This window comes from Acuticoccus sp. I52.16.1, from assembly GCF_022865125.1.
GTDB lineage: Bacteria > Pseudomonadota > Alphaproteobacteria > Rhizobiales > Amorphaceae > Acuticoccus.
In genome coordinates, this window is the sequence record NZ_CP094828.1 from 2,485,221 (window position 1) to 2,508,407 (window position 23,187).

A 23,187-nucleotide genomic window follows, 5' to 3' on the forward strand; every position below is an offset into this window, starting at 1 on the left:
GACCAGGAATGACGGACGAGACGACCAGGCCGCCGAAGCCGCGGGCCGTGATCCGCATCGGCGTGACCGGCCATCGCGTGCCACCCAAGCTGCCTGCCAGTGCGGTGCCGACCGTCGAGGAGACGTCCGTGCGAGTGCTGGACGCGGTGATGTCGGCGGCCGAGGCGGTCCAGCGAGCGCACGCTTACGCCTTCGCGACGGCGCCGCACGCCAGGCTGGCGGAGCGCGCCACTTCGAGAGCCGAACCCTTGCCGGCGGAGGGCGTCATCATCTCCTCGCTCGCGCAAGGGGCGGATCAGATCGTGGCTCGCCTCGGGCTCGATCGGGGCTGGGCGCTCGACGCTGTGCTCCCGTTCCCGCCGGAGGAGAACGACCGCGACTTCCCCGATCCCGAAGATCGCGCCGCGCTCCACGCGCTCCTGGACCGGGCCCGGGCGCGCTTCTACCTCGACGGACGGCGCACGGCCGGTGACGGCGAGGAGAAGGCCATGGCGAAGCGCGCCTACGAAGCGGCAGGCATCGTCATGCTCGCAAACGCCGACATCCTCATCGCCATCTGGGACGGCGAGGAGGCGGCGGGGACCGGCGGAACCGCACAAATCGTCGCTCGCGCGATCGCAGACGGCATGCCGGTCGTGCTCATTCCGCCGCAAACGCCGAATGAGCCGTCCCTCCTCTGGACGGGCTTCTCCACGCTTCCCCCACAAGCGGCACGCGTCGAACATCTCGAGCCACAGCCGCTCGACCTCCTCGGCGAGGTCGTCGAGGCACTTCTGGCGCCGCCGCCCGAGCCGGAGAGGCACCGGCGGCACATGGACCTGGCGGGAAAGCTCCGACGCTTCGTGAAGTCGCTCTTCACCCCGGGTGAGCACGCGCATCACGGTGCCGGCGACCCGGACGTCGCGCTGTCGGAATACCTTGGTGAGCGAGAGCGACTTCAGTTCGACTGGCTTGAACGTCGCTACCCACACCTTCTTGCCTGGTACGGCGCCCGCGACTTCGGCGAAGGCGACCGCCAGATCGAGCCCTACGAGAAGACCACGCGGGACGAGTGGAAGGCGTTCTGCAGCACCTGTCCGCCCGCCGACGCCTGCCGCGGCGCCATCGAGAGCGAACTCCTGCGCGCCTTTGCCTTCGCCGACCGGCTCGGCGTCTACTATTCGCTGCGCTATCGCGGCGCGTTCGTCGCCGGCTACTTCCTTGCCTTCCTCGCTGTGCTCCTGGCGCTGCTCGCTGTCATCCCTTTGTGCTTCAACATCCCGGTGGTGAAGGCAGTCCTGGTCCTCGCCGAGCTTTTCATCATCGGATACATCCTCTGGATCATCGTCCAGGGCAGCGCCGGTGGGTGGCACGAGCGCTGGCTCGCCTATCGCCGCCTCGCGGAACTGTTGCGGCCGATGCGCATCCTGGCCCTCGTCGGGGCGCTCGGTCCGGTCGGCCGGCCGCGCGGCCGGGACCCGGACGAGGGCTTCATCCTCTGGTACGCGCGCGCGATCCGCCGGATGATCCCCGTGCCGAACGCGGTGGCCGATTCCGCCTACCTCGACGCTGTTCGTCGTGCCGCCTCGGATTGCCGGACCGAACGGCGGCCGGTGTCGGAGATCGAGGATCAGATCGACTACCACCAACGAACGGTGGGACGGCTCGGCATAATGGACAGAAAGCTCCACCATTGGGGCGACGTATCGTTCAAGCTGACCTTCTACGTCGGTCTTGTGTATCTCGCCGCCTTCGTCGGGTACGCCGCGCTTGGCGACGGTTGGGCGACGGAGATGAAGGACCCGGGCACGATCGGCTATTGGGTCAAGGCGCTGACGACGTTCTTCATGGCGGGGCTGCCAGCGCTCGGCGCAACCTTGTCCGCGGTTCGAGCGCAGGCGGAGTTCGCGGCCCTTCAAGCGCAGTCGCAGCGCACGATGGAGGCACTCGCGCTGGTCAAGGCCGCTATGGACGCGGAGAAGGACGAGCCGAACCTCGCGCTGCTGTCAGACCGGATCGAGCGGGCGGTGGACGTCATGCAGACCGATCTGTCCGGCTGGCTTGCCCTGTCGCGGGCTCGCCCGCTCGCACTCCCGGCGTGACCCGGTTACGGTTGGCGTCGCCGCATCCTCGGCGCATCGCATCGCTGCGGCGTGCAAACACCTCAAACACATTGACCGGGGGTGGGCGACACCGTCGCCGCGCGGGCCATAAAAAGCTTGTCTTGGAGCGGTGATGAGATGGCCAACTTGTTCCTGAGCTACGGCACGGCGGACGCTGCCGATTTTGCCGCGCGGCTCGCCGAAAGCCTAACAGCTCGCGGCCATACTGTATGGCGCGACCGCGAGCGGCTCCAGGGCACCCGGGGTTGGGACAGCCAGATCGAGATTGCAATCGGCGACAGCGACGCCATGGTGGCCGTCCTCTCCCCCCACGCCACACGCCGCACCGGCGATGGGTCAGGCTCGATGGTGGACTCGGTTTGCCTCGACGAGATCGCCTACGCCCGCTTCGGGCCCAAGCCGGTGCCCATCGTCCCCGTCATGGCGGTGGAGACTACGCCGCCGCTGCTCCTCATCCGCCAGCAATATATCGACTTCCTGACCGCGCAGACTGACGAGACGTTTGGCGCGCGGCTCTCCGAGCTCACCGACGTCATCGACAGCGTCGTGCGCACCGGCGCGGCGCAGATGCTGGATGAAGAGGCCGACATGTTCGACCTCGACACCCTCATCCCCCGCGGCAAGGTCGTCGGCCGCCGCTGGCTCCACGAGAAGGTGGACGCCTGGCTCGCCGGCCCCGCGCCGCTGCTCTTGATCACCGGTGACCCTGGCATCGGCAAATCGACGTTCCTTGCCGACCGCATCGCCAAGGACCCCCTCATCGGCGCCTACCACATCTGCCGCGCCGTTCGCCCCGACACGCTGGAGGTCGGCCGCGCGATCCGCTCCATGGCGTTGATGCTCGCCCGCCGAACGCCAGCGGCGCGAACCACGTTCGACCGCCTCTCGGGCTCCCGCGGCCCCCTCGCCCGCGGCGAGGCGGAGGCAAACCCCCAGCGCGCAATTGAGGATGGACTGTGGCCGTTGGTCGAGGAAGCGGCCGATGGGGTGACGCTGGTTCTGGCGATCGATTCGCTGGACGAGGGTGAGTGGGGCACCGGACGCACCATGGCGGTGACCTTAGCGGATGCGTTGGCGCTGATGCCGGCGGGCGTGCGGTTGGTCTGCACGACGCGGCGGGATCCATCGGTGATGGCGCTATTTCTTGGCGAGGCGACCGTGGTAATCGATGCGCACGGCGTCGAAAATCGCGAAGATGTTCGGAGCTATATAGATACTCGTTTATCACACGTCAGCAACATTCCAAATTTGCTGCCTGACATCGCGCGTATGGCAGAGGGCAATTTTATGGTTGCTCGTCTGATTGCGGATCAGATCGAGCGCAAGGGGGTATGCGATTTAGGAGCGAGCCCCACGAGCGTTGGGCGTGTATACGCCCTGACTTTTCGGCGGCTTTTCCCCCAATCTGCGTTCTTCCTCCCGATCCGACGGACCTTAAGCGTGATGCTTGCAGCGCAGGCCGAACTTCCCCTCGAGCTAGCATCACAAGTTTTAGAATTCGAGAATATTGCATTGCTCCGATCAACGCTAGATCCGATAGCGCCTTATGTCATAAGAGGAAATACTCTTTCGTTTTTTCACAGCACTTTACATGAGTGGCTTTCGGCGGATGAACATCCATACTCAGTCGATGGCAAGGAAGGAGCCGTTTTATTGGCCGAGTTCGTGCGCGATTGGTCCGACGACGGCGCTCAACTTTCGACGGAATCCAAGTTTTACCTGACCCTTTACTCGTGGCGTCACGCTGCGACCGCGCGTCAAGGGGTGTCCTTACGTCTCGCGGATGCATTGGCAGACTGGTCGTTCGAGCAGATACGTGAAGTGACGCGCATGCATCACTGGCCAGACACCGCGCAAACTCTTCCAAATCTCGATCCCTACATTAATTATTGTATCGATAATAATGACATTACAGCTTTGCGTTCGATCCTCAGATTCTTGGGTCGAGTCGCGCATTTGAATTGGAGAGACAGCGGTGTTTTTGGTATTCGAGATGCATCAGCGCAACCAGACTTATGCGCCAATGATGATTCAGAAATGGAGGGAGCTAGAATTTCCGCTCCTCACGCTGCACATGCCGCGGAAGCCATTGCTGTGGTTGGAAATATATCGCGAAGGGTTCTGCAGCGCCGGGATGCCAAATCGGACGCTGGCATAATGCACCTATGCCTGGAGGCAATGAGTGCACATATTCGCCCACTGAGTACATTTGCACACTTGCGAGGTTCACTCTATGGCTATTCAGGAATGTATGAGGACATCGCTTGGGGCGTCTATACGGAACTGCGTCAACTGATTGGCCAATACGCGCGGGCGAACGACCGTGACGTAAATTCCGGTGAGAATAAAAATCTATGAAAGCCCTCTTCATAGACCAAGTCTACCTCGACATCACCATCATCACCGACCAACTCAGGCGGCAAGCGCACCGGGCGCATTGCCCGCCCGCATCCGGACATCGCGGACCGCTCGAGGCTCGCGGAGACATCACGCGGCCATCCGGTGTTGTCCGGATCGCGCGCAGCGAGTGTGCGGGTGATCCCATACGACGGTTCGAAGAAGTGGCGCAGCAGCTTGGCTGAGGGGTCCGCGCGGATACTCCTCCCACTTCACCTTGCTTCCGTGGCTTGGCGATGTGATGTGCGTAGAGGAACGTCAGAACGCCAGGAAGAGGCGCGACCGGCGCAAGAGCTGATGGATGAAATGAACACCAACGGCGCAAAGGCGCTGGTGGGGCTTCGCGGCGCATGAGGAGGACCCGATGAGCGAAACCCACGACGACCGCCCCGCGTGCTTCGTCATCATGCCGTTCCAGGTGAAGACCGAGCCCGCCACCGGCCGCAGCATCGACTTCGACGTCGTCTACCGCGATGCCATCCGGCCCGGGGTGGAGCGGGCCGGGATGAACCCCATGCGGGGCGGCGAGCAGCTCCCCATTGGGATCATCCACGATCAGTTCTTGCAGCAGATCGTCATGTCGCCATTTGCCGTCGCGGACCTTACGACGGCCAACGCCAACGTGTTTTACGAGTTCGGCGTCCGTCACGCCGTCAAGCCGCGCACCACGGTGGGCATCACCGGCAACGACAAGGCCATCCCGTTCGACGTGAGCTATCTGCAAGCCGTGGCCTACCCCCTCGATGCCATGGGCAACCTCGTGCGCGGAGAGCCGCTGGAGGCCTTCATCGAAGCGCTCGCCACCGCGTTGAAGCAACGCGCGCACCTGGGAGACAGCCGCTTCGATCCTGAGCCGTGGCGCGAGACCGACAGCCCGCTCTTCCGCCTTATGCAAGGCTACAACGTCAAGATCCCCGAGCTGCCGCACCTGCGCTCCGACGCGTTCATCGCCATGGCCAACAGTCAGAGTGCGGTGGAGCGGGAGATGGACGCCATCCGCGAGCGATTCATCGCCGGACAGCTTTCCAAAGACGACGCGGTCGAACAACTCGACGCCCTCGCCGACCGCCTCCTCGCGTCGCAGTGGCCCAACCTCGTCAACCTCAGCCAGCTCTTCATCACCTACCGCGCGGTGAGCGCATGGCCGCAAATGCTGGCGCTGCACGAACGCATGCCCGAGGTTCTGCGCGCCCAGCGCGTCACACGCGAGCAGCACGCCTTCGCGCTCAACCGCCAGGGTGAGACGACCAAGGATGCCGCGCTGGTCGCCGAGGCGCTCAAGGTGCTGGAGGACGTCAAGGAACGTTTCGGCGCCGACGCGGAGACCTGCGGCCTCATCGGCCGGATCCACAAGCGCCGCTGGGAGGCCGCGCGAAAGAGCGGCGACATCACCGAGCCCGCTCACCTGGAGGAGGCCATCGCCGCCTACCGCCAAGGCTTCGAACTCGATCCGCGGGATTACTACCCGGGCGTCAACCTATGCACCTTGCTTGCCGCGACCGGAGAGGACGGCAAGGCCGAACTCGACGCGACGGTGCCCGTGGTGCGCTACGCCGCAACGCGCCACATCGGCACGTCGGCGGACTACTGGGGACACGCGACGTTGCTGGAACTCGCCGTGCTCGCGCGCGACGCCAAGGCGGCGCAGCGCCAACACATCAAGGCCGTCCCGCTGATTAAGGAAGATTTCCAGCCCGGCACGACCGCCAACAACCTCACCATAATCCTCGACAACGCACCCGACCCGGACGCGCTCGCCTTCGCCGTCCCCATCCGCGACGACCTCGTGGCGCGGGCGAGATCAGCGTGAGATGAGATGCCGCGAACCGAACTCAAGCCACCGTACGTGGCTCATCGGAGCTGAACACCTCGAAGAACAGGCTCTGAGGGCGATGTTGGTGAGCGACGAGGCGTCTGCCGCCTTGTTTCGGCAACCGGGCGTGGTCTCGGTGTTGCGGCTGCGGCGGGTGCCCGCCCGCTCTTCGGGCCGCCGGTTAGGCGAGGCCGGCGCGGCGCTCGTGGAAGACGAGGCGTCTGATGTTGTAGGTGAGGTTGGCGAGGCCGATCTTGGCCTTGGCACGGGCGATCCCGACGGTTCGGACCGTCAGCGCCATCGCTCCCTTCTGATGAGAGAAGACCGGCTCGACAGCCGCACGGACGGCCGAGCGGGTGGCATTGCCGCGGCGGATGTTCGGGGCCATCGGCCGCCCCTTCGGCTTGCGGCGGTGAACCTCGCTCTTGAAGCCATGGGCGTTCATGAACGCCTCGTTCGCCTTCGATCGGTAAGCGCTGTCGGCCCACACGGTCGAGGCGGTAGTGCTGCGGTCGAGGAGCCGGCGCCGTCGTGGCCGGCCGCGTCGGTGACGTCCCAGCGGCGGATAAAGCCGTGCCGCCGGTCGATCGAGATGTGGTTTTCATAGCCGAACACCGGGATCGCAATGTCGGCGTGGCGGGTGCCGTCATCGCGCTCGCGCGCCTTGCCGAAGACCAGCGTCCAGCGGGCGTCGCGGTCCTTCTGGCGCAGTTTCGCGGGATGGCTCTGCCACGCCTCAGGAACGCGGCCGGCCTTGATGTCGGCCTTCTCGCCGTCGGTGTTGCGCTGCTTCGGCGCGGCGATGAGGCTGGCGTCGACGATCTGACCGGACATCGGGATGTAACCGGCCTCCCGCACCGCGGCGTCGAAGCGGGTGAACAGACCTTCGATGGCGCCGGCCTTGGTCAGCCGCTCCCGGAAGAATCAGATCGTCTTGGCGTCCGGTGCCTTGTCGGCAAGGCCGAGCCCGAGAAAGCGCATGAACGACAGGCGGTCGTTGATCAAGAACTCGGCCCGATCGTCGGAGAGGGTGTTGCTGGCCTGGATCACCAGGATCTTGAACATCAGCACGGGATCAAACGGTGGTCTGCCACCCTTCGCCCGGTCGCTGTAGTCCAGCGCCGCCTCGAGCTCGGGGCGGAACATCTCGAAGTCGACGACCCTCGCGAACGCGTCCAACTGGTCGCCGAGGTCGCTCAGCCGCTGCAGACGATCCTCGACGTCAAAGAAACCCGGCTGTCCGCGCATCGCCGCTACCCCCGAATACCCACCTCAACTGAATCCGATTCGAACGGGTTTTTCGAGGCGTTCAGCTGAGGTGTGGTTTCGCGCTATGCATAATTGCCAGCTAGTTGATTCAGGAAACGACGAGCATCAATGACAGACGCACGTGGCTACACCCAACGGAGCGCCGCGTGGATATTCGTATCGCACTCGACGTGAGATTTGAAACCCGGTTAGAAGGATAAAAGATGTTCTTGAGGTACGCGGCGCTCAGCCTCTTCTGTTTTTCTGACGGCGATCGAACAAGACGAAGAGCTTCGGCACTTGTTGCGACGCGAAATCGACTCGCGCAATTTCTTTCTGGTCTGTGACCGTGACCACGCGCGACAAACCGCTATGGGTGCAAGAGGAAAAAAAATTTGTTGCCAGCCTCTCGGTCAAGCGAGTGGCGACGATCAACCTTCGTGATCCTTGGGAGCAGCAGCTAGAGGTGTTTCATAAATTTCTGAGAGAGACTCGTGTTTTCTGTTCGTATTCAAGGTCGGACTACTATGCGGTCCTGTGGCGTCGGACCGGCAGCGTCGAGCCCGGCCGGCAAGGGCATCCCGTTCGCTCCAAGCTCGACGCGCACGAGGCCTTCATCATGGCGCTCGTGGAGGCCGGGAAGGACATCACCCTCACCGAGATTGCCGAGCGGCTACGGGCCGACCGCGGCGTCCAGGTGAGCCGCGCACTGGTCTGGTACTTCTTCGACAAGCGCGGCGTGACCTTCAAAAACGTATGGCCCGCCCCGTTTGCAAGGAGTTGGTCGCTGGCGCGAGTGGGTCGTGCGCAAATGTATCCGGCATAGCGGCGTGATGCCGTCGCCAAGATGGTGATCCGAGCGCCCCGGTCCTCATAAAAGACCGGGCGTCGATGCGCCGTTTTTTGAACCAGGCGTCCGAAGCGCGGGCTTGACCCTTCGGCCATCTTCCCCCTCTTCGCAAACCCCTGGCGACGCGACCGTAAGGCTGCGTCGATCTCGTTATGCCTCAGGCCGCGGCGAGAGCCCTTCCAGGCTCGAACCGGACGCCGCGCCTCAGCGTCGCCCAGGCTATGCGCGCCAGCTTGTTGGCGAGCGCCACGATCGCGACGTTGCGGTGCGTGCGCGCAAGGAGGCCGCGCAGCCACGCCCCGAGCGGTGTGGCCTGCTTCGCGAGCCCGGGCATCGCCGCCCGCGCACCGTGGATGAAGAGCATCCGCAAGTAGGTGTTGCCGCGCTTCGTGATGCCGAGCAGCTTCGGTTGGCCTCCGGTCGTCATCTGCTTCGGCACGAGGCCGAGCCAGGCGCCGAGGTCGCGTGACCGCCGGAAGCCGTCCGCGTTGCCCACCGCGGCGACGAGCGCCGTCGCGTTCAGCACACCGATGCCGGGGATCGACATGAGGCGGCTGGCCGCCTCGTCTGCCCGCGCCTGTTCGACGAACTCGGCGTTCAACGCGTCGATGCGGTGGTCGAGCGAGCGCCATCGTTCGAACCGGGCGAGATCACAGCTGCCGGGCGGTCCAAGATTTTTAGATTCTCCTCGACCAGCGCGATAAGGCGCGTAGGATCCGAATATATCGGCCCGACGCGTCGCATAGGCGCGTGAAAGAGATCGCTGTCGATGACACTGGAGGCGCTTCAGCCAATGGAAAAGTTGCCGACGCTGACGATATTTGTCTCATCTCCTAGCGATGCTGCCTTTGAACGACAGATCGCCCGGACAGTGATCAAGCGGATGGCCGATCGCCTCCGCCTGAGCTGCAGGATCGAGCCGTATTTCTGGGAAGCCGAGCCAATGGACGGGGCACTCGGCTACCAGGAGCAGATTAGGGATGCCGGTGAGTTCGACATTTTTGTGTGCGTCTTGTGGCAACGACTCGGGACGCCGCTCCCCGACGACGACCGCTTTCGCGATGGAGACGGTCGCACGCTGACGGGTACGGAGTACGAGTTTGTCCGGGCGCACCAGGCGCGCAGCCGCTCCGACGGAGAAGACCGGCCACTGATCTTGACCTACCGGAAGACCGCCGACCAGCCGCCCAACACGGTCGAACTAGTCGCGCTGCAGCAGTTCATTCAACAAAAGACCAGCCTCGCGGAGTTCTGGCAGCGGTGGTTCGATGGCGACACGCCGCGGTTAGGCGGAGCGCTGACGCGCTTCGAGGATGCCGCAAGATTCGAGCAGCTCTTTGCCGAGCACATTGAGCGGGCAGTGTTGGAGCGCGTAAGTGCGCTGACGGGAACGGCGGACGCTGTCAAAGTGCGTGCCCCCTGGACGCGCGGTTCCCCATTTCGGGGCCTCGAATCGTTTGACGTTTCTGACGCCGACCTCTTCTTTGGACGACGGAACGCTTTGGAGGATGCACAGCGGCGCCTGACGGCGGGCGCGGAACGCGGCGCGGCTGCGCTCCTCATTGTAGGCGCGAGCGGAGTAGGAAAGAGTTCGTTTGCGCGCGCTGGGCTCCTCGCAAGCCTGCAGCAGTCTGGTCGGTTCCCCAAGATCCACGATGTTCGTATTGCAACGATGCGACCAAGCGACGCCAGCGGCGACCTAGTTCGCGCGCTTGCCGCCTCATTGAATGCCGCGAGAGCACTCCCGGAGGTTACCTTGGCAGGCCCGGCCTCGCCGCACTTGGAGGACGTGCTGCGGGGCGGCTCGGGCGCTGACGTCGTCGAGATGTTGCGGGAGAACATATCGGAGTCAGTGCGAGTAGCGCTGCTCGTCGACCAGCTTGAGGAAATCATCACCCACGATTGCACTGGGCGCGATGCCTACATCGCCGCGATCCGCGCATTGGCGCGCTCGGACCGGGCATTTGTCATCGCAACGATGCGTTCCGACCTTTGGCATCTACTCGACGAGATCGGCGAGCTGAAGGAGCTATTCCGCGAGCAAACGTTCTCGCTTGATCCACCCAGCCGTCGGGAGATTGCTCGCATGATACGCATGCCGGCTGAGCTCGCCGGGCTTGTATTTGAGCGAGATCCCGACACGCAGCGCAGTCTGGCGGATGAGGTCGAGGAAGAGGCAAGCCGAGACAAGTACGGGTTGCCACACCTTCAGTTTGCGCTTGACCTCCTTTACCGTGAGCGCAGCGACGAAGGGCTCCTGCTTATCAGCGCCTATCGCGGCTTCGGAGGGCTTGAAGGGGCACTCGCGCGCCATGCCGCGGACGTGACCCGCAACCTGCCAACCGAGTTGCGCCAGGCTCTCTCCCCTCTGCTGCGCAGGCTCGTCATCAAGCTGCCAAACAGCACGGTAGCATCCGCCGTCTGGGTCGACCGGGCAGTGTTCGACAATGACCCCATCCAGATCCGCCTCATCGAGACCCTCTCCGAGCAACGGCTCCTGGTCGGCTCCGACAAGCAGTCCGGCACGGCGAAGGTGCGCCTAGCCCACGAAAAGCTCACAGAAACCTGGCCTACCCTTAAGGAGGTTATACTCGAAAACGAGCGGATGTTGAGCCTGCAAGGTGAAATCGAGCTGCGCGCCGCTAGTCACGCGGATGTACGAGCCAAAATGTCAGAGCAGGACGGTGAAAATGCACACTACCTGCGGGGTAGTATGCTGGACGACGCACTCGATATGCAAGACGATGTCGACTTCACCCTGTCGCCGGGCGCAAGGCGGCTGATTGACGAGTCACGGCTAGCGCGAGATGCGGAACATCTCCAAAGGGATCGACAGCGGAGGGTGCGACGGCGAATGGTGGCAACCGGCTTTGTGGCCGTTACGCTGCTGCTCTCCATTACAAGCCTCATGTATTTTGACAGTCGCGCCGCGCGTTCACAAGAACAGCTTTCGCGGATGAAGGCAGAAAAGCTACTCCGTGCCGCTGAGCACCGAGCGAGCATTTGGGAGGCGATCTCGAACGCGGACAGCCTGCTGTTCAACCAAAAGACGACAACTGACACACGGCTTGAATCGTTCGCCGAAGTTGTGGAGGTCTTGTCAAGCGCAGAGGGGCGGGTCGAGGGGCTTGGCCTCGCCCCAGCCGAGCGGATGACGCTGATGGAAGAGATCGCGGACCGGAGAGCTCGCGCATTTGCGCAATGGCAACCGCTGATTGGCCGCGATGATGCGAAGCTCCTTTTGATCTCCAACGCTGAGAACGCGGTAGATCTGTACGAAGCAGTCGGTGAACGAAGCGGCAGTGAAGCAACCCGAACCAAACTACGCCTCGCAGATAACCTCCAAATATCTGCATTTAATCTCATGAAGGCCGGAGATCTAGAGCAAGCTACTAGATTATACTGGAAATCAATAACAATACGGAAGAACGTTCTAGAAATTGACCCAGAAAATATTGGTTGCGCCTGCGCGATTGCGACCGCTTACGGAGCTATTGCAGAAATAGCGCTGATGCTTGAAGCTCCTTCGCGAGCGATCGATGTAATTGAAGATGAGATCGAGTTCTTGGGGGGTGTTGAGCCCCGGCACTTTAACACGGTCGGCCAATACTTTAACGAACTAATATCATCAAGAACAAAACTCGCGACGCTTGACGTTGCGAGAGGTCAGGGTCTCATCCGCGAGATAGAATATTTCTATAATGTTGCCAATACTGCAGTAAAAGAAAGCCAGGCGAGGCGGGAGGATTTTGCGTCTTTTGTGAAGGCGTATATCGAGGCATACGACGCGACTGGTGGTGTGCCTGGCCTTTTAAAGGCTGCTGATACAGCTAGAAGAGACTTGGTGGTAGTCGGCTACGATGAATCGACGGTAGATCGCTTCCTCTCTTCAATAATGATCGACCTTTCGCTTCAGCATATCAAAAGAGATCATTTTGAAACGGTTTCGGAAATTCAAGATTATGTAGGAGGTCGCCTGGGTCTCACTGCCATGGCAGCGTTCATCAAAGGGAACCTCCTTCTTGTGGCAGGCCGGCTGGACGATGCCCGTCAGGCCTATCTCACCTACGTCATCAACTCACCGGAGAAGGACGAGGAAATCCATAAAAGGTTCCTGGACGGCATGACTATGATTGCCCAGTTGGACTTGAATAATCCCTTTGGCGACCCTGATGCTTGGTGGAACGATGCCCTGTCAGAGCGGGCCGCCCAAACCAAAACGGGGGAGACCTCCGCTCCGTCAGCCGCGCCGCATGCTGCGACAGCCGGCGATCCCAATGTATTGCGGCGGACCACGATCCACGAGCCCTCAACTTCGGCGTCCCCTGCTTCTAATCCGCAGCGTGATCCCTCCCGACCCGCGCCGGAATTGCCCTCTAAAGAACGCGTCGTTGGGGATCGGGCTACCGGCAGTGCGGCTAGTGAAGGTCGATACAAAATGCCGCAGTGGTTAGGCGCCAACTAATTTTGTGGTAATTCGGCTATAAAACCTGGAGGGGAGAGTATTGTGAAGATGAGCTTTCGGTCCGTCTACGCAGTCGTATTCGCGCTTTTTGGGATTGCATTAACATCACCCGAATCCGTCGCCCAGAACAGGCTCTGGATTGAGGCGAACAAGCCGACGGTCGGGGTGATCTCCGGAAGCGTAGGTGGCACATACGCTCGCTTCGCTCAGGATATGGCCGACGCTCTCGACGAGGACGGCATACTGAGAATCGTTGCCATCTTGGGTCGGGGTTCGCAGCAGAATCTGTTGGACTTGCTTTACCTGAAGGGCGTGGATGTCGCAATTGTCCAATCAGACGTGCTGGCAATAGCGAGCCAACAGCAGGGTGACGTCAATCTAGGTGACAAAATTCGCTATGTTATGAAACTATACAACGAGGAAGTCCATCTTCTCGCAGCTGAAGGAATCAATACGCTCCGCGACTTGGAGAATGATGGGAGGCCAGTCGCCTTCGGCCCAAGCGGCAGCGGCACTCACATGACTTCAGTTAACCTTTTTAATAGCTTGGATATCGATGTCCAAACTGTCAATTTGCCTAACACGGAGGCTGTTGCCGGAGTGGTAAGCGGCGAGTTGGCCGGCGCCCTTTTCGTCGTGGGCAGGCCAGCGAATTACTTCAGTGACATTCCACCCAGCAGTAAGGTGACATTCCTTCCACTTGAGATCGATCGGAACCTCGAAGCACTGGGCTACATTAGCGCATCGCTGACGCCACAGGATTATCGCGGCCTGCTTGACGCTCCGATCGAAACCATTGCAGTTGGTGCAGTCATGGCTGCCTACAATTGGAAGCCGACTAGCAGTCGGCACGATCGGGTAAAAGTATTCGTAGAGAGTCTTGTCGCAGCGCTGCCTCGTCTACAGCGCGACAGCGCTTTCCACAGGAAATGGGGCGAGGTAGATCCCCGATTGGAGGTCCCCGGTTGGCAGCGCCTTGAGAGTGCGCGGGCAATTATTTCCGGTTACTGAGGACGTAAATGCAGATGACGAAGCGGGCCTGTAACTCCCAAGGTCTGCGCGGGGCGCTTGTTTGCGGTAGCGGAGATGGGGTGGATGCCGCTCTCACCCTCCGTCGGCATCGCAATTGCGAAGCATGCGGTGTCGAAGCACGGGCTCAGGGGAGACGGCATCCATGAATGAAGCGGCCATTATCGGCGTCGATCTGGCGAAGAACGTGTTCCAGCTGCATGGCGCTGCGGCTGACGGATCGGTCGTGTTCCGCAAGAAGCTGTCGCGCATGCAGTTCGCACGGTTCATGGCGGGGCATCGGCCGTGCACCGTGGCGATGGAGGCTTGCGCTGGCGCGTATCATTGGGCGCGGGAACTGGCGGGACATGGTCATCGGGTCCGGCTGATCGCGCCGCACTACGTGAAGCCCTTCATCAAGCGGCAGAAGAATGACGCGGCCGACGCGGAGGCGATCGTCGAGGCCGCGCAGCGTCCGACGATGCGCTTCGTCGCGCAGAAGACGGCAGAGCAGCAGGCGCGGGCCATTGCGTTCCGAACCCGTGAGCAGCTGGTGAAGCAGCGGACCGAGGCCGTAACCGCGCTTCGATCGCACCTCTACGAGTTCGGCTATGTTGCGCCTGAGGGGATCGGCCACATCTCGCGGCTGGCCGAGGTGATCGAAGATCCCAGCGCTCGCATCCCAGATCTGGGGCGATCGATCTGCCGTATGCTCCTGGAGCAGATCGCGCACCTGACGGGGCAGATCAACGCGCTGAAGGCGAAGGTCGCCGAGATGTCGAACACAGCAGAGACACCGCGCCGCCTCCAGACGATGCCGGGCGTCGGGCCGATCACCGCACTCGCGGTCGAGACCTTTGCGCCGCCGATGGAAGAGTTCCGGCGCGGGCGCGACTTCGCCGCGTGGCTCGGCCTGGTACCACGGCAGCACTCGACCGGCGGCAAACAGCAGCTGGGGAAGACCTCGAAGATGGGCCAGCGCGATATCCGGCGCTTGCTGATTACCGGCGCGATGGCGGTGATACGATGGGCATCACGCCGAGGTTCGCCGAGCGGATCCTAACTGTCGCGGCTGCTGGAGCGAAAGCCGCCGATGGTGGCGGCGGTCGCGCTGGCGAACAAGATGTCGCGGGGCATCTGGGCGATGCGGACGCGAGGCGAAGACTATCGCGGCCCGAAGATGATCGGCACCTGAACTGGTGCCGGTGTCATCGGGGCGATGAAGTTGTGAGGAAGGCATGAGCTGAATGGGCAAATGATCGACATGATCCGGATGGGGCAACCAGAAACATTCTCCGAGCCTCGAGCTCGCTGTCGGAGATTTGGTCCCGGTCCGCGCATCACCATCTCGGCCAGCGGCACTCATCAGTCCGCACCCAAAGGCCTGACAAGAGTACGCACTCGATCACACGTCCAAGGCTCAGGAATTCCTTGCAAACGGGGGCGGCATCCACAAGAGAATGTTGGATCCCAGCGCCTCTCCCTCCGCCACTTGCCGTTGCGAAAGCGTTCTCCCGATCCGGCTGCGAGCGGAAGTTCCCGTTGTTTTCGAGGGTTATGCGGGAAGGGCTGAGCACTGGCCCCGGGGCCTGGAGGCTCGGACGCGGTCTCTCAGGGCCGATATTCTCCGGACCTCATGACTGCGCCGGTTTGGTGCAGGGGGCGGAAAGCATTGAAACTTCGACGATTTTGAGCGACCAGACCTATTCACTTCGACCACGGCACCGAGCGCGAAAGTGGAACAGAAAACAAACCGTCGGGAAGGCCCGATCGTTTAGTTCTCTTGCTTCAGCCAAAACGCAATGGCTGGACTCGGCAAGCACGGCATTGCCGCGCTGCTGTCGTCACGGGCGGACATTCGACGTACGCAGGTAAGTCACTTCAAACTGCTTCACAGCCCGCTGCTCCTGCATCCGGTTGGCAAGACTGAAGGCGTCATTCATGGAATATTGCTGGAAAATATCGAGCCCTCGATCAAGGGAGATTTTCCAGCCTGTATCGGTGACGATGTGCCGCGCATGGAGGGTCCCGGTACCGTCGAAGGCCCAAGTGAAGTCGATACCGGTGCCGGTACAGGCTGTGACAATGGCGTCGAGGTACTCGCGTTGGCGACCGACGTTGCCCTCGTCAGGGCAGGTGACGAGGTGGATCTTGACCTGATCCTCGGGTGCCTTGTGGCGCAACACAATTTCCACCAGCTCCATGACGTTGCGGACCTGATAGAAGAGTCGGATGTAGGGGTCGGTGATCGTGATCTCGCTGGCGCCCGAGAGGTAGGGTACGAAGAGCTTCTCGAAGCTGACGCCCTTGCGATTCTCTGGGAATACGTGGTGACCCTCCCGGGCTGCGATGCGATCCACAACTGGCGCTGGTGCAACGCGGGGAGCCGGCTGCGGCGACGGAGAGTCATCGCACATCGCGGTAGCCGACGCCGGAGTTGGCAGCGGGGCCTGCTCCCTAGATTCGAGCGCCGGCTTGAGACGATAGAACTGCGGGAACTCCTCCTCTTCCACCGTGGTGACCGGGCGCTTGCGGCCGTCTGATCCGGCAAAATGGAAATCGACGTCGGGGTACGTGCTGTCGATTCGGGCAAGCTGGTCCTTTACCCGCTTGCGGCTCTCGACCGCGAGCCCGAGAATTTCCTCGACCTCGTCGGAGTTCTCGCCACCGGCCGGGAACAGGAGCTTCATCAACCCCGACATCGTCTTGTAGATCGCGTCGCGGTCCCGCGTGGAGATCTGCGGCCCGAGCCTGAAATGCGCCTCGAACCGATTGGAGAAGTCGTCGGCGCGCAAATGGCGCAGGATCTCGGCGAGGTAGTCGACGATGAAGCCGTAACCTACGGTGAACATATCGCCGCGGATGACGTCGACCTCCCACCCCGGCAGGTACGCGTGGAGGCGGTCGATGAAAGCCGAGTCGTGGAACTGCTTCGGCAAGGCCTCGAAGAGATCGCTGTTCTTCAGCATGAACGGGACATTGTGGTCGGTGTTGCCAACGAAGACGAAGCTCGCCTCGGCGCTCATGGAGCCAACCCCGCGCGAGAAGGTCTTATTGGCCATATAGTTCTTCATGATGTCGACGAGTGCCTTGTTAGCCGACTTTTCCCGGCCGGCAAATTCGTCGAAGGCGACGACGTCCCAGTAGCCTACGAGGCCGATCCGGCCACTGGAGTTGTTCACGAAGAGCTTCGGCACTGTGACCTCGCCACCCGAGATCAGCTGCCCGTGGGGCGAGAACTCGGAGTAAATATGTGATTTTCCAGTACCCTTGGGGCCGAGTTCGATCAGATTGTAGTTGCGCTCGACATAAGGAATGAGGCGCATCAACTGCAGGAGCTTGCTGCGCCGGCCAAAAGCCTCGGGCGCGAAGCCGATGCTCTGCATCAGAAGATCGATCCAGTCCTCGGTGCTGAAGGCCGCTCGTGCAGCAAGATAGGCGTCGAAGTCAACCCGGGAGATCTGGATGGGCTTGATGCTCTCAAGTATCCAGGGGGAGGTGCGCTTGTCATCGGTGAACTCGTATTGGACATCCGCGATACACCAGACCGGGGTGACGAGTAGCCGCGGGTTGGCCTTCACGGTGCCGCTGTCGACTGCGACCTTCTTGATGGAGAGATTCTCGAAGGCGGCCTCGTAGCTGTCGGTCTTGTCGTTCAGTGAGACGCTGACCTGGTCGATGACCTTGTGACGGCCCTTTTCCCGAACAGTCGACTGGATCAACCCGGCCTCGCTACGGTGAACGTAGTGCTTGTGCAGGATCTCGCGAACCGTCGCGATGCCGGTCTGGATCGATGCCTCATCGTCCGTCGCGCAGTACTGGCCGAGCAGGTACTCAAGCACGTAGGTCGGCACGATTGCGTTGCCCTTGACCGCCTTCACCAGATCCTTTCGGACCACGAAGCCGGCGAAATACTCATTGATCTTAGCGTCGAGATCACTCATCCGCGGGCTCCTCAGAAATCAAAGTCGGTGGTGATGCCACGCCGCAACTGGAAACGATGGGTGGCATAGTCTTGGTAATGACTGGTCTTTCCGATTCGTTCACGCAGTTTCAGGATGACGTCCTGATTGTTGAACCGGTCGGCTTCACGCGAGAGAAGGAACTTGCGCGGCATTTCCCTCTCGCGGGCGTTTTCGGATCGGAAATCGAACAGCAGCGTGTATTCGTCCGAGATCAGTGTGCCATCGGTCGCGTATATACCCGCCAGAAGTTCCCGAGGCCGCATCTTCTCCGAGACGGGCTGGGTCTGATAGAGCGTAACCGCCGTCTGGCCTGAGGAGATCAGGCTGCGGCCCGAGACGAAGATCTGCACCGGGACCGGGCGAAGGCGATGGTGTTCAAGCTGGCGCGGGAGGAGCGCGATGCCTGGGTGACGTGGCCGGCACGCGTGGCGGCGCTGATGGCGGCCGAGTTCGGCACCGATGTCGGCGCCACGCAGAGGGTTCTGGAGAGCCATGTCCGCGCCCACCTCGAGGAGCTCGCGGAGCTCCGCGTCGGCTTCCGTTGAGACCGAGACCTTCGATGGCGCAGAAGATCTCACGAAGGCGTGGCGCCAAGGGCTGACGCCCGACCCGGCGTTCACGGTCTCCGAATGGGCGGATCGGCATCGCTGGCTCTCGTCGCGCGCCTCGGCAGAGCCCGGGAGGTACCGGACGGACCGGACGCCGTACATGCGCGCCATCATGGACGCGCTCAGCCCGAGCCACCCGGCGCAACGGGTCGTGTTCATGAAGGCGGCGCAGGTCGGCGCGACCGAAGCGGGCAACTGCTTCATCGGTTTCGTGATGCACCATGCGCCCGGGCCGATGCTAGCCGTCCAGCCGACGGTGGAACTGGCCAAGCGCAACTCGCGGCAGCGCATCGATCCGCTGATCGAGGAGAGTCCAGCGCTGCGAGAGCGCGTGCAGCCGGCGCGATCGCGCGACGCCGGCAACACGCAGCTCTCCAAGGACTTTCCGGGCGGCGTGCTCGTGATGACGGGTGCGAACTCCGCGGTCGGTCTGCGCTCGATGCCGGCGCGGTACGTCTTCCTCGACGAGGTCGACGCCTATCCAGCGTCGGCCGACGAGGAAGGCGATCCGGTCGCGCTCGCCGAAGCGCGATCGCTGACCTTCGCGCATCGGCGCAAGGTGTTCCTGGTCTCGACGCCGACGATCCGCGGCGTCAGCCGGATCGAGCGCGAGTATGAGGCGAGCGACCAGCGACGCTACTTCGTGCCGTGCCCGCTGTGCGGCCACATGCAGTGGCTGCGGTTCGAGCGGCTGCGCTGGGAGAAGGGGCAGCCGGAGACGGCGGAGTACCACTGCGAGGAATGCGAGCAGCCGTTCGGCGAGCATTACAAGGCGGCGATGCTTGGCGCCGGCGAATGGCGGGCGACAGGCACGAGCCAAGACCCGCGCACGATCGGCTTCCATCTCTCGGCGCTCTATTCGCCGCCCGGCTGGAAGTCGTGGGCTGACATCGCGCGGGACAAGGAGATGGTCGCCGGGTCGGACGAGGCGGAGCGCGTGTTCCGCAACACCGTGCTCGGCGAGACGTGGGTCGAGACAGGCGACGCGCCGGATTGGCAGCGGCTCGCCGATCGGCGGGAGGACTGGACACCGGGTATCGTCCCGGCGGGTGGCCTGTTCCTGACGGCCGGCGCCGACGTTCAGAAGGACCGCATTGAGGTCGACGTCTGGGCGTGGGGCCGCGGGCTCGAGAGCTGGCTCGTCGAACACGTGGTGATCGACGGCGGGCCCGGGTCGGAGACATGCTGGCAGGGGCTCACCGAGCTTCTCGGCCGGACCTGGCCGCACGAGAACGGATCGTCGCTAACGATCACACGGCTCGCCATCGACACCGGCTACGAGACTCCGGCGGTGTACGCCTGGGCGCGCCAGGTCGGGTTCGCGCAGGTGGCGCCAGTGAAGGGCGTCGAGGGGTTCAACCGGGCGAGCCCCGTGACCGGACCGACGTTCGTGGACGCAACCGTCGCCGGGAAGCGGCTGCGCCGAGGGGCACGGCTCTGGACCGTGGCGGCTTCGAAGTTCAAGGCGGAGACCTACCGCTTCCTCCGCTTGGACCGTCCGGCTCTGGAGGAGGTCGAGGTCGGCGCGGCGTTCGCGCCAGGCACGGTCCACCTGCCGCGCTGGGCAACCGAGCCCGCCTTGTGCGGGCTGTTTTCGTTTTGGAGGTCCCCCATGACGCCCAAGTGGTATCAGCTCGCCACCGCCGAGCTGGGCCAGCAGGAGATCCGTGGCGCGAAACACAACCCGCGGATCGTCAGCTACCAGCAAGCGACGGGCCTGCGCGCCACCGACGACGAAACCGCCTGGTGTGGCGCGTTCGTCGCGTGGTGTCTCCGCGAGTCTGGCATTTGCTATGACGTCCCTCGCGCCGCCGCAGCGCGGTCCTGGCTGAGCTGGGGCCGCAAGCTCGACAAACCGACCGTCGGCTGCGTCGTCGTGTTCTGGCGCGGCAAGCGCGACGGCTGGCAGGGCCATGTCGGCTTCTACGCCGGCCGCGCGAAAAACGGCGACATCCTGGTCCTCGGCGGAAACCAGGGCGACGCGGTCAGCATCCGCCCATACTCGGCGAACCAGCTGCTCGGCTATCGCTGGCCGGCCGAGGTTGCGCTGCCGCCCGACATCGAGCCGCTGGCAAAGTCCGGCGTCGTCCAGGGAACGAGCATCGCCGTTGCCAGTGGCGGCGCGATCGTCGCCGAGAACCTTCCCGCGTTGGTCACCGAACTCGAACGGGCCGATCACCACATCCAGGCCGGGACAATCTTCGGCGTCGCGGTCGGGTTGCTGATCGTTGCCGGGGGTGGATATGCGCTGTGGCGACGAGTGAATGCCGCTCGGCAGCTCGGCGAGGAGGTCACGTGATTGGATGGCTTCTCGCGCTGCCGTGGGTGCGGCGGCTCGGAATGTACGCCGCCGCTGCCGGCGCTTTTCTCGTGGCGCTGGCCGCGCTTCACCGGTCCGGCGAGCGCAGCGGGCGTCTCCAAGAGCAACTCGAACAGGAACGGGAGGTGTCCGATGCGCGTCAGCGGATGCTGGATGCATCACGCGATCGTCCTCGCGGGCCTGATGAGCTCGCTCGGCGCATGCGCGACGGCGAGTTCTGAGCAAGGCGTCGCGTGTGTGCCGGTGCCGGAGTACCGGCAAGAGCTTCTCGACCGCGCGGCGGATGAGGTCGAGCGGCCTGCCGGAGGGCGCGGCCGTTGTGGGCTTGCTGGAGGACTATGCGGTGATGCGGGCGCAGGCGCGCGCATGTGCCCGATGAATGAACTCCCAGCTCTTCGGTGAGAAGATGCCGGAGGTTGGCATCGACGGGATCCTGTTTTGGCAGCCTATTTGGTGCCGCATCCGGGCCGCCGGAAGAACCGTTCCAGTATTGATCTCTAAAGGCGGCGGATGCTGGATGCGTCGCGCGATTGTCCTTGCGTGGTGACGATCTCGCTCGGCGCATGCGCGACGGCTAGGTCTGAGTAGGCTCGGGTCGCGTGCGTACCGGTGCCGATGTACAGCCAGGAGCTTCTCGGTCGTGCGACTGACGAGGTCGAGGAGCTGCCGGAGGGAGCGGCGATCGTGCGCTTACTTAAGAACTACTAAGTAGTACGGGAGCAGGCGCGCCGGTACCACTAAATTCGGCTGAATGGGGCTGGCTCAGACAAGCGCCATCCTCTTTGATTTCGAAGAACTCAATCAACGAGGACCATGGATCGCGGACCGCGATGAGGTTCTGTGTAGGCGAACCTATACGCGTGGGTTCCTCGACGAGACGCCACAAGTCGATGCTGCCGCCAGGCGTTGCGTCTTTAAGTTGACCTTCGGTGACGACGGCGACGAAGCGGCCTGACGCGTCGAAGGCGGCCGGTTCCCGCAGGATGCCGGCGTAGGAATAAGTACCGTGAGGGGTGAGGTCCCCCTCTCGCCGACGATCGCGATCAGCGTCAACGACGAGGAGGGTGTATGGCATGGACCGTCGGCAGGAACGTGTGAACGTTCAACCTTTATGCCCACCACCCATAGCCGGACACAAATCCGTCTCGTCCGGCCCATTCCACAAATTGTCAAACATAATATTGACGCCAGAACCCTTGCCGGCGATGATGATGTAACCAAGAGCTTTACCGGGAATTTGTTCGCGGCGAAGCGATATTTCGCGACCGTGTTGTGCGGGCTACATTGGAGCAGTGTTTTCCGAGTAAATTTATCATGCTGGGCACCTTTATGATCGAAAGAATCTCATTGGGCGCTGCGTCGCTGCTTCGGCTGGCGGGGGCAGTATCGGCGAAAAGAATAACTGTCAGCATCAGCGCCTTCATTCCAGCGAAGCACCGGTCTCTGACCGAACACACGCTTCCGGTCCCGGGTAAATCGGGAAAGACCATCCTTGCAGATGCACGGTTGCTCGCCCAGTGCTTCTGTGCGGACAACCGAATTTTCTCGACCGACGCGACTGCCTCCGTCCGGTTCGGCGGGAGACACAAAAAGATCGATACGGTCCTCCAGCAGGAGCCGATCGGCCGCAAATCGCCTGCTAGTCGGTCGCCTGGAGGCACTTACCGTAAAGCTGGCGCGTCGCGCGGGCAAAAGAATTTGATATTATGAATTTTCCAAACGAAGTGAGCCTGGCCGAAGCCGGAGCGAACCTGGATCTCACGCTGTTCGCAGACGAAGAGGGGCCGGGCATCGCCCGCGCGGTCGGGTCGTATAGGTTTCCGGTCGATGCCGACGCGCAATACCGCGGCTGGTACCGGATAACGAGCGGCGCCGACGCCGGGAGAGCGCTTTGGGCGCCGAAATGGTCGAAGTATCAGGGGCCGCGTCCGTCAGGACCGCACGGCGGATCCGACCTGTTTGGTGAGAGCGGCACGAACGTGCTGGCGCTGACCGGGGGAACGATCGAGTGGCGTCCGGTGCATCCAGACTGGGGCAACCACATCTACCTTTACCACAGGATTGCCGGGGTGCGGCATATCGCTGTCCACGCGCACCTCGATCCGTCGGGCGCGTTCCCGGCACCCAAGAGCGTTGCGGGGGGCGACGTGATTGGGAAGGTCGGATGCACGGGGAACGCGGGCAACAACGGGGCATGCTGGCGGGACGCTACGTGCAACGGAAAGACCTCGATCGAGGACCATCTGCACCTGGAATTGCTGGTGCTCGACGAGGCCGGAACGGTCACCGGGAAAAAGGATGCGGTAGCCACGTACGGCTGGTCGGTCGCCTACGAGAACGACGCTAGCCAGACCATCTGCGGGTCGACGGCGCAGCAGCTGCCATGACGCGTACGCGGGCGTCTCGCGCCT

General features: G+C 62.7%; 13 protein-coding genes and 3 pseudogenes. 12 read left to right on the top strand and 4 right to left on the bottom strand.

Features of this window, described 5'->3' with window-relative positions:
- The first annotated feature begins 8 nt into the window (after window positions 1–8).
- The 4 genes from MRB58_RS11310 (at window position 9) to MRB58_RS11325 (ending at window position 6,309) form a co-directional block, all read left to right on the top strand.
- Window positions 9–2,081 carry a hypothetical protein gene (locus MRB58_RS11310; RefSeq protein WP_244781805.1) on the top strand — a complete coding sequence of 691 codons (2,073 nt, stop codon included), beginning with the start codon at window positions 9–11 and terminating at the stop codon, window positions 2,079–2,081.
- Between the two features lie 81 nt (window positions 2,082–2,162).
- Window positions 2,163–4,460: a toll/interleukin-1 receptor domain-containing protein gene (locus MRB58_RS11315; protein WP_244781806.1), complete on the top strand. Its 2,298-nt coding sequence runs from the start codon at window positions 2,163–2,165 to the stop codon at window positions 4,458–4,460.
- Window positions 4,457–4,684 carry a hypothetical protein gene (locus tag MRB58_RS11320; protein ID WP_244781807.1) on the top strand — a complete coding sequence of 76 codons (228 nt, stop codon included), beginning with the start codon at window positions 4,457–4,459 and terminating at the stop codon, window positions 4,682–4,684. The genes MRB58_RS11315 and MRB58_RS11320 overlap by 4 nt, the downstream gene beginning before the upstream one ends.
- 179 nt (window positions 4,685–4,863) lie before the next feature.
- The gene (locus tag MRB58_RS11325) at window positions 4,864–6,309 is read left to right on the top strand and encodes a TRAFs-binding domain-containing protein (RefSeq protein WP_244781808.1); all 1,446 of its coding nucleotides are present in this window, start codon (window positions 4,864–4,866) and stop codon (window positions 6,307–6,309) included.
- 184 nt (window positions 6,310–6,493) lie between these two features.
- On the opposite strand, the pseudogene MRB58_RS11330 reads toward MRB58_RS11325, so the two are convergent.
- Window positions 6,494–7,560 (bottom strand): annotated as a pseudogene (locus MRB58_RS11330) (IS5 family transposase).
- Window positions 7,561–7,909: 349 nt separating this feature from the next.
- On the opposite strand from MRB58_RS11330, the gene MRB58_RS11335 reads away from it, so the two are divergent.
- A complete protein-coding gene (locus tag MRB58_RS11335; protein ID WP_244781809.1) occupies window positions 7,910–8,386 on the top strand; it encodes a hypothetical protein in 477 nt (158 codons plus the stop codon).
- Window positions 8,387–8,567: 181 nt separating this feature from the next.
- Here MRB58_RS11335 and MRB58_RS11340 read toward each other — a convergent pair.
- A pseudogene (locus MRB58_RS11340) lies at window positions 8,568–9,047 on the bottom strand (IS110 family transposase); the annotation flags it as partial.
- Between the two features lie 132 nt (window positions 9,048–9,179).
- On the opposite strand from MRB58_RS11340, the gene MRB58_RS11345 reads away from it, so the two are divergent.
- The 3 genes and pseudogenes from MRB58_RS11345 to MRB58_RS11355 all read left to right on the top strand — a co-directional run bounded on the left by MRB58_RS11345 (window position 9,180) and on the right by MRB58_RS11355 (window position 15,078).
- Window positions 9,180–12,875 (top strand): ATP-binding protein, encoded by a 3,696-nt coding sequence (locus MRB58_RS11345; protein ID WP_244781810.1) that lies wholly within the window; start codon window positions 9,180–9,182, stop codon window positions 12,873–12,875.
- 48 nt (window positions 12,876–12,923) lie between these two features.
- Window positions 12,924–13,886: a TAXI family TRAP transporter solute-binding subunit gene (locus MRB58_RS11350; RefSeq protein ID WP_244781962.1), complete on the top strand. Its 963-nt coding sequence runs from the start codon at window positions 12,924–12,926 to the stop codon at window positions 13,884–13,886.
- Window positions 13,887–14,049: 163 nt separating this feature from the next.
- Window positions 14,050–15,078 (top strand): annotated as a pseudogene (locus MRB58_RS11355) (IS110 family transposase).
- Window positions 15,079–15,727: 649 nt separating this feature from the next.
- On the opposite strand, the gene brxL reads toward MRB58_RS11355, so the two are convergent.
- Together brxL and MRB58_RS11365 are read right to left on the bottom strand one after the other, a co-directional pair.
- Window positions 15,728–17,827 carry a BREX system Lon protease-like protein BrxL gene (gene brxL / locus MRB58_RS11360; RefSeq protein WP_244781811.1) on the bottom strand — a complete coding sequence of 700 codons (2,100 nt, stop codon included), beginning with the start codon at window positions 17,825–17,827 and terminating at the stop codon, window positions 15,728–15,730.
- An 11-nt stretch (window positions 17,828–17,838) separates the two neighbouring features.
- Window positions 17,839–18,198, bottom strand: a complete 360-nt coding sequence (locus tag MRB58_RS11365; protein WP_244781812.1) for a hypothetical protein — start codon at window positions 18,196–18,198, stop codon at window positions 17,839–17,841.
- A gap of 18 nt (window positions 18,199–18,216) precedes the next feature.
- Between MRB58_RS11365 and MRB58_RS11370 the strand changes: the two genes are divergently transcribed.
- The 4 genes from MRB58_RS11370 (at window position 18,217) to MRB58_RS11385 (ending at window position 23,163) form a co-directional block, all read left to right on the top strand.
- A complete protein-coding gene (locus tag MRB58_RS11370) occupies window positions 18,217–18,393 on the top strand; it encodes a hypothetical protein (protein WP_244781813.1) in 177 nt (58 codons plus the stop codon).
- Entirely contained in the window at window positions 18,341–20,755 is a 2,415-nt protein-coding gene (locus tag MRB58_RS11375; protein ID WP_256461725.1) for a terminase gpA endonuclease subunit, read from the top strand. The genes MRB58_RS11370 and MRB58_RS11375 overlap by 53 nt, the downstream gene beginning before the upstream one ends.
- The gene (locus tag MRB58_RS11380) at window positions 20,752–20,997 is read left to right on the top strand and encodes a hypothetical protein (RefSeq protein ID WP_244781815.1); all 246 of its coding nucleotides are present in this window, start codon (window positions 20,752–20,754) and stop codon (window positions 20,995–20,997) included. The genes MRB58_RS11375 and MRB58_RS11380 overlap by 4 nt, the downstream gene beginning before the upstream one ends.
- A gap of 1,485 nt (window positions 20,998–22,482) precedes the next feature.
- Entirely contained in the window at window positions 22,483–23,163 is a 681-nt protein-coding gene (locus tag MRB58_RS11385) for a M23 family metallopeptidase (RefSeq protein WP_244781816.1), read from the top strand.
- Window positions 23,164–23,187 lie beyond the last annotated feature (24 nt).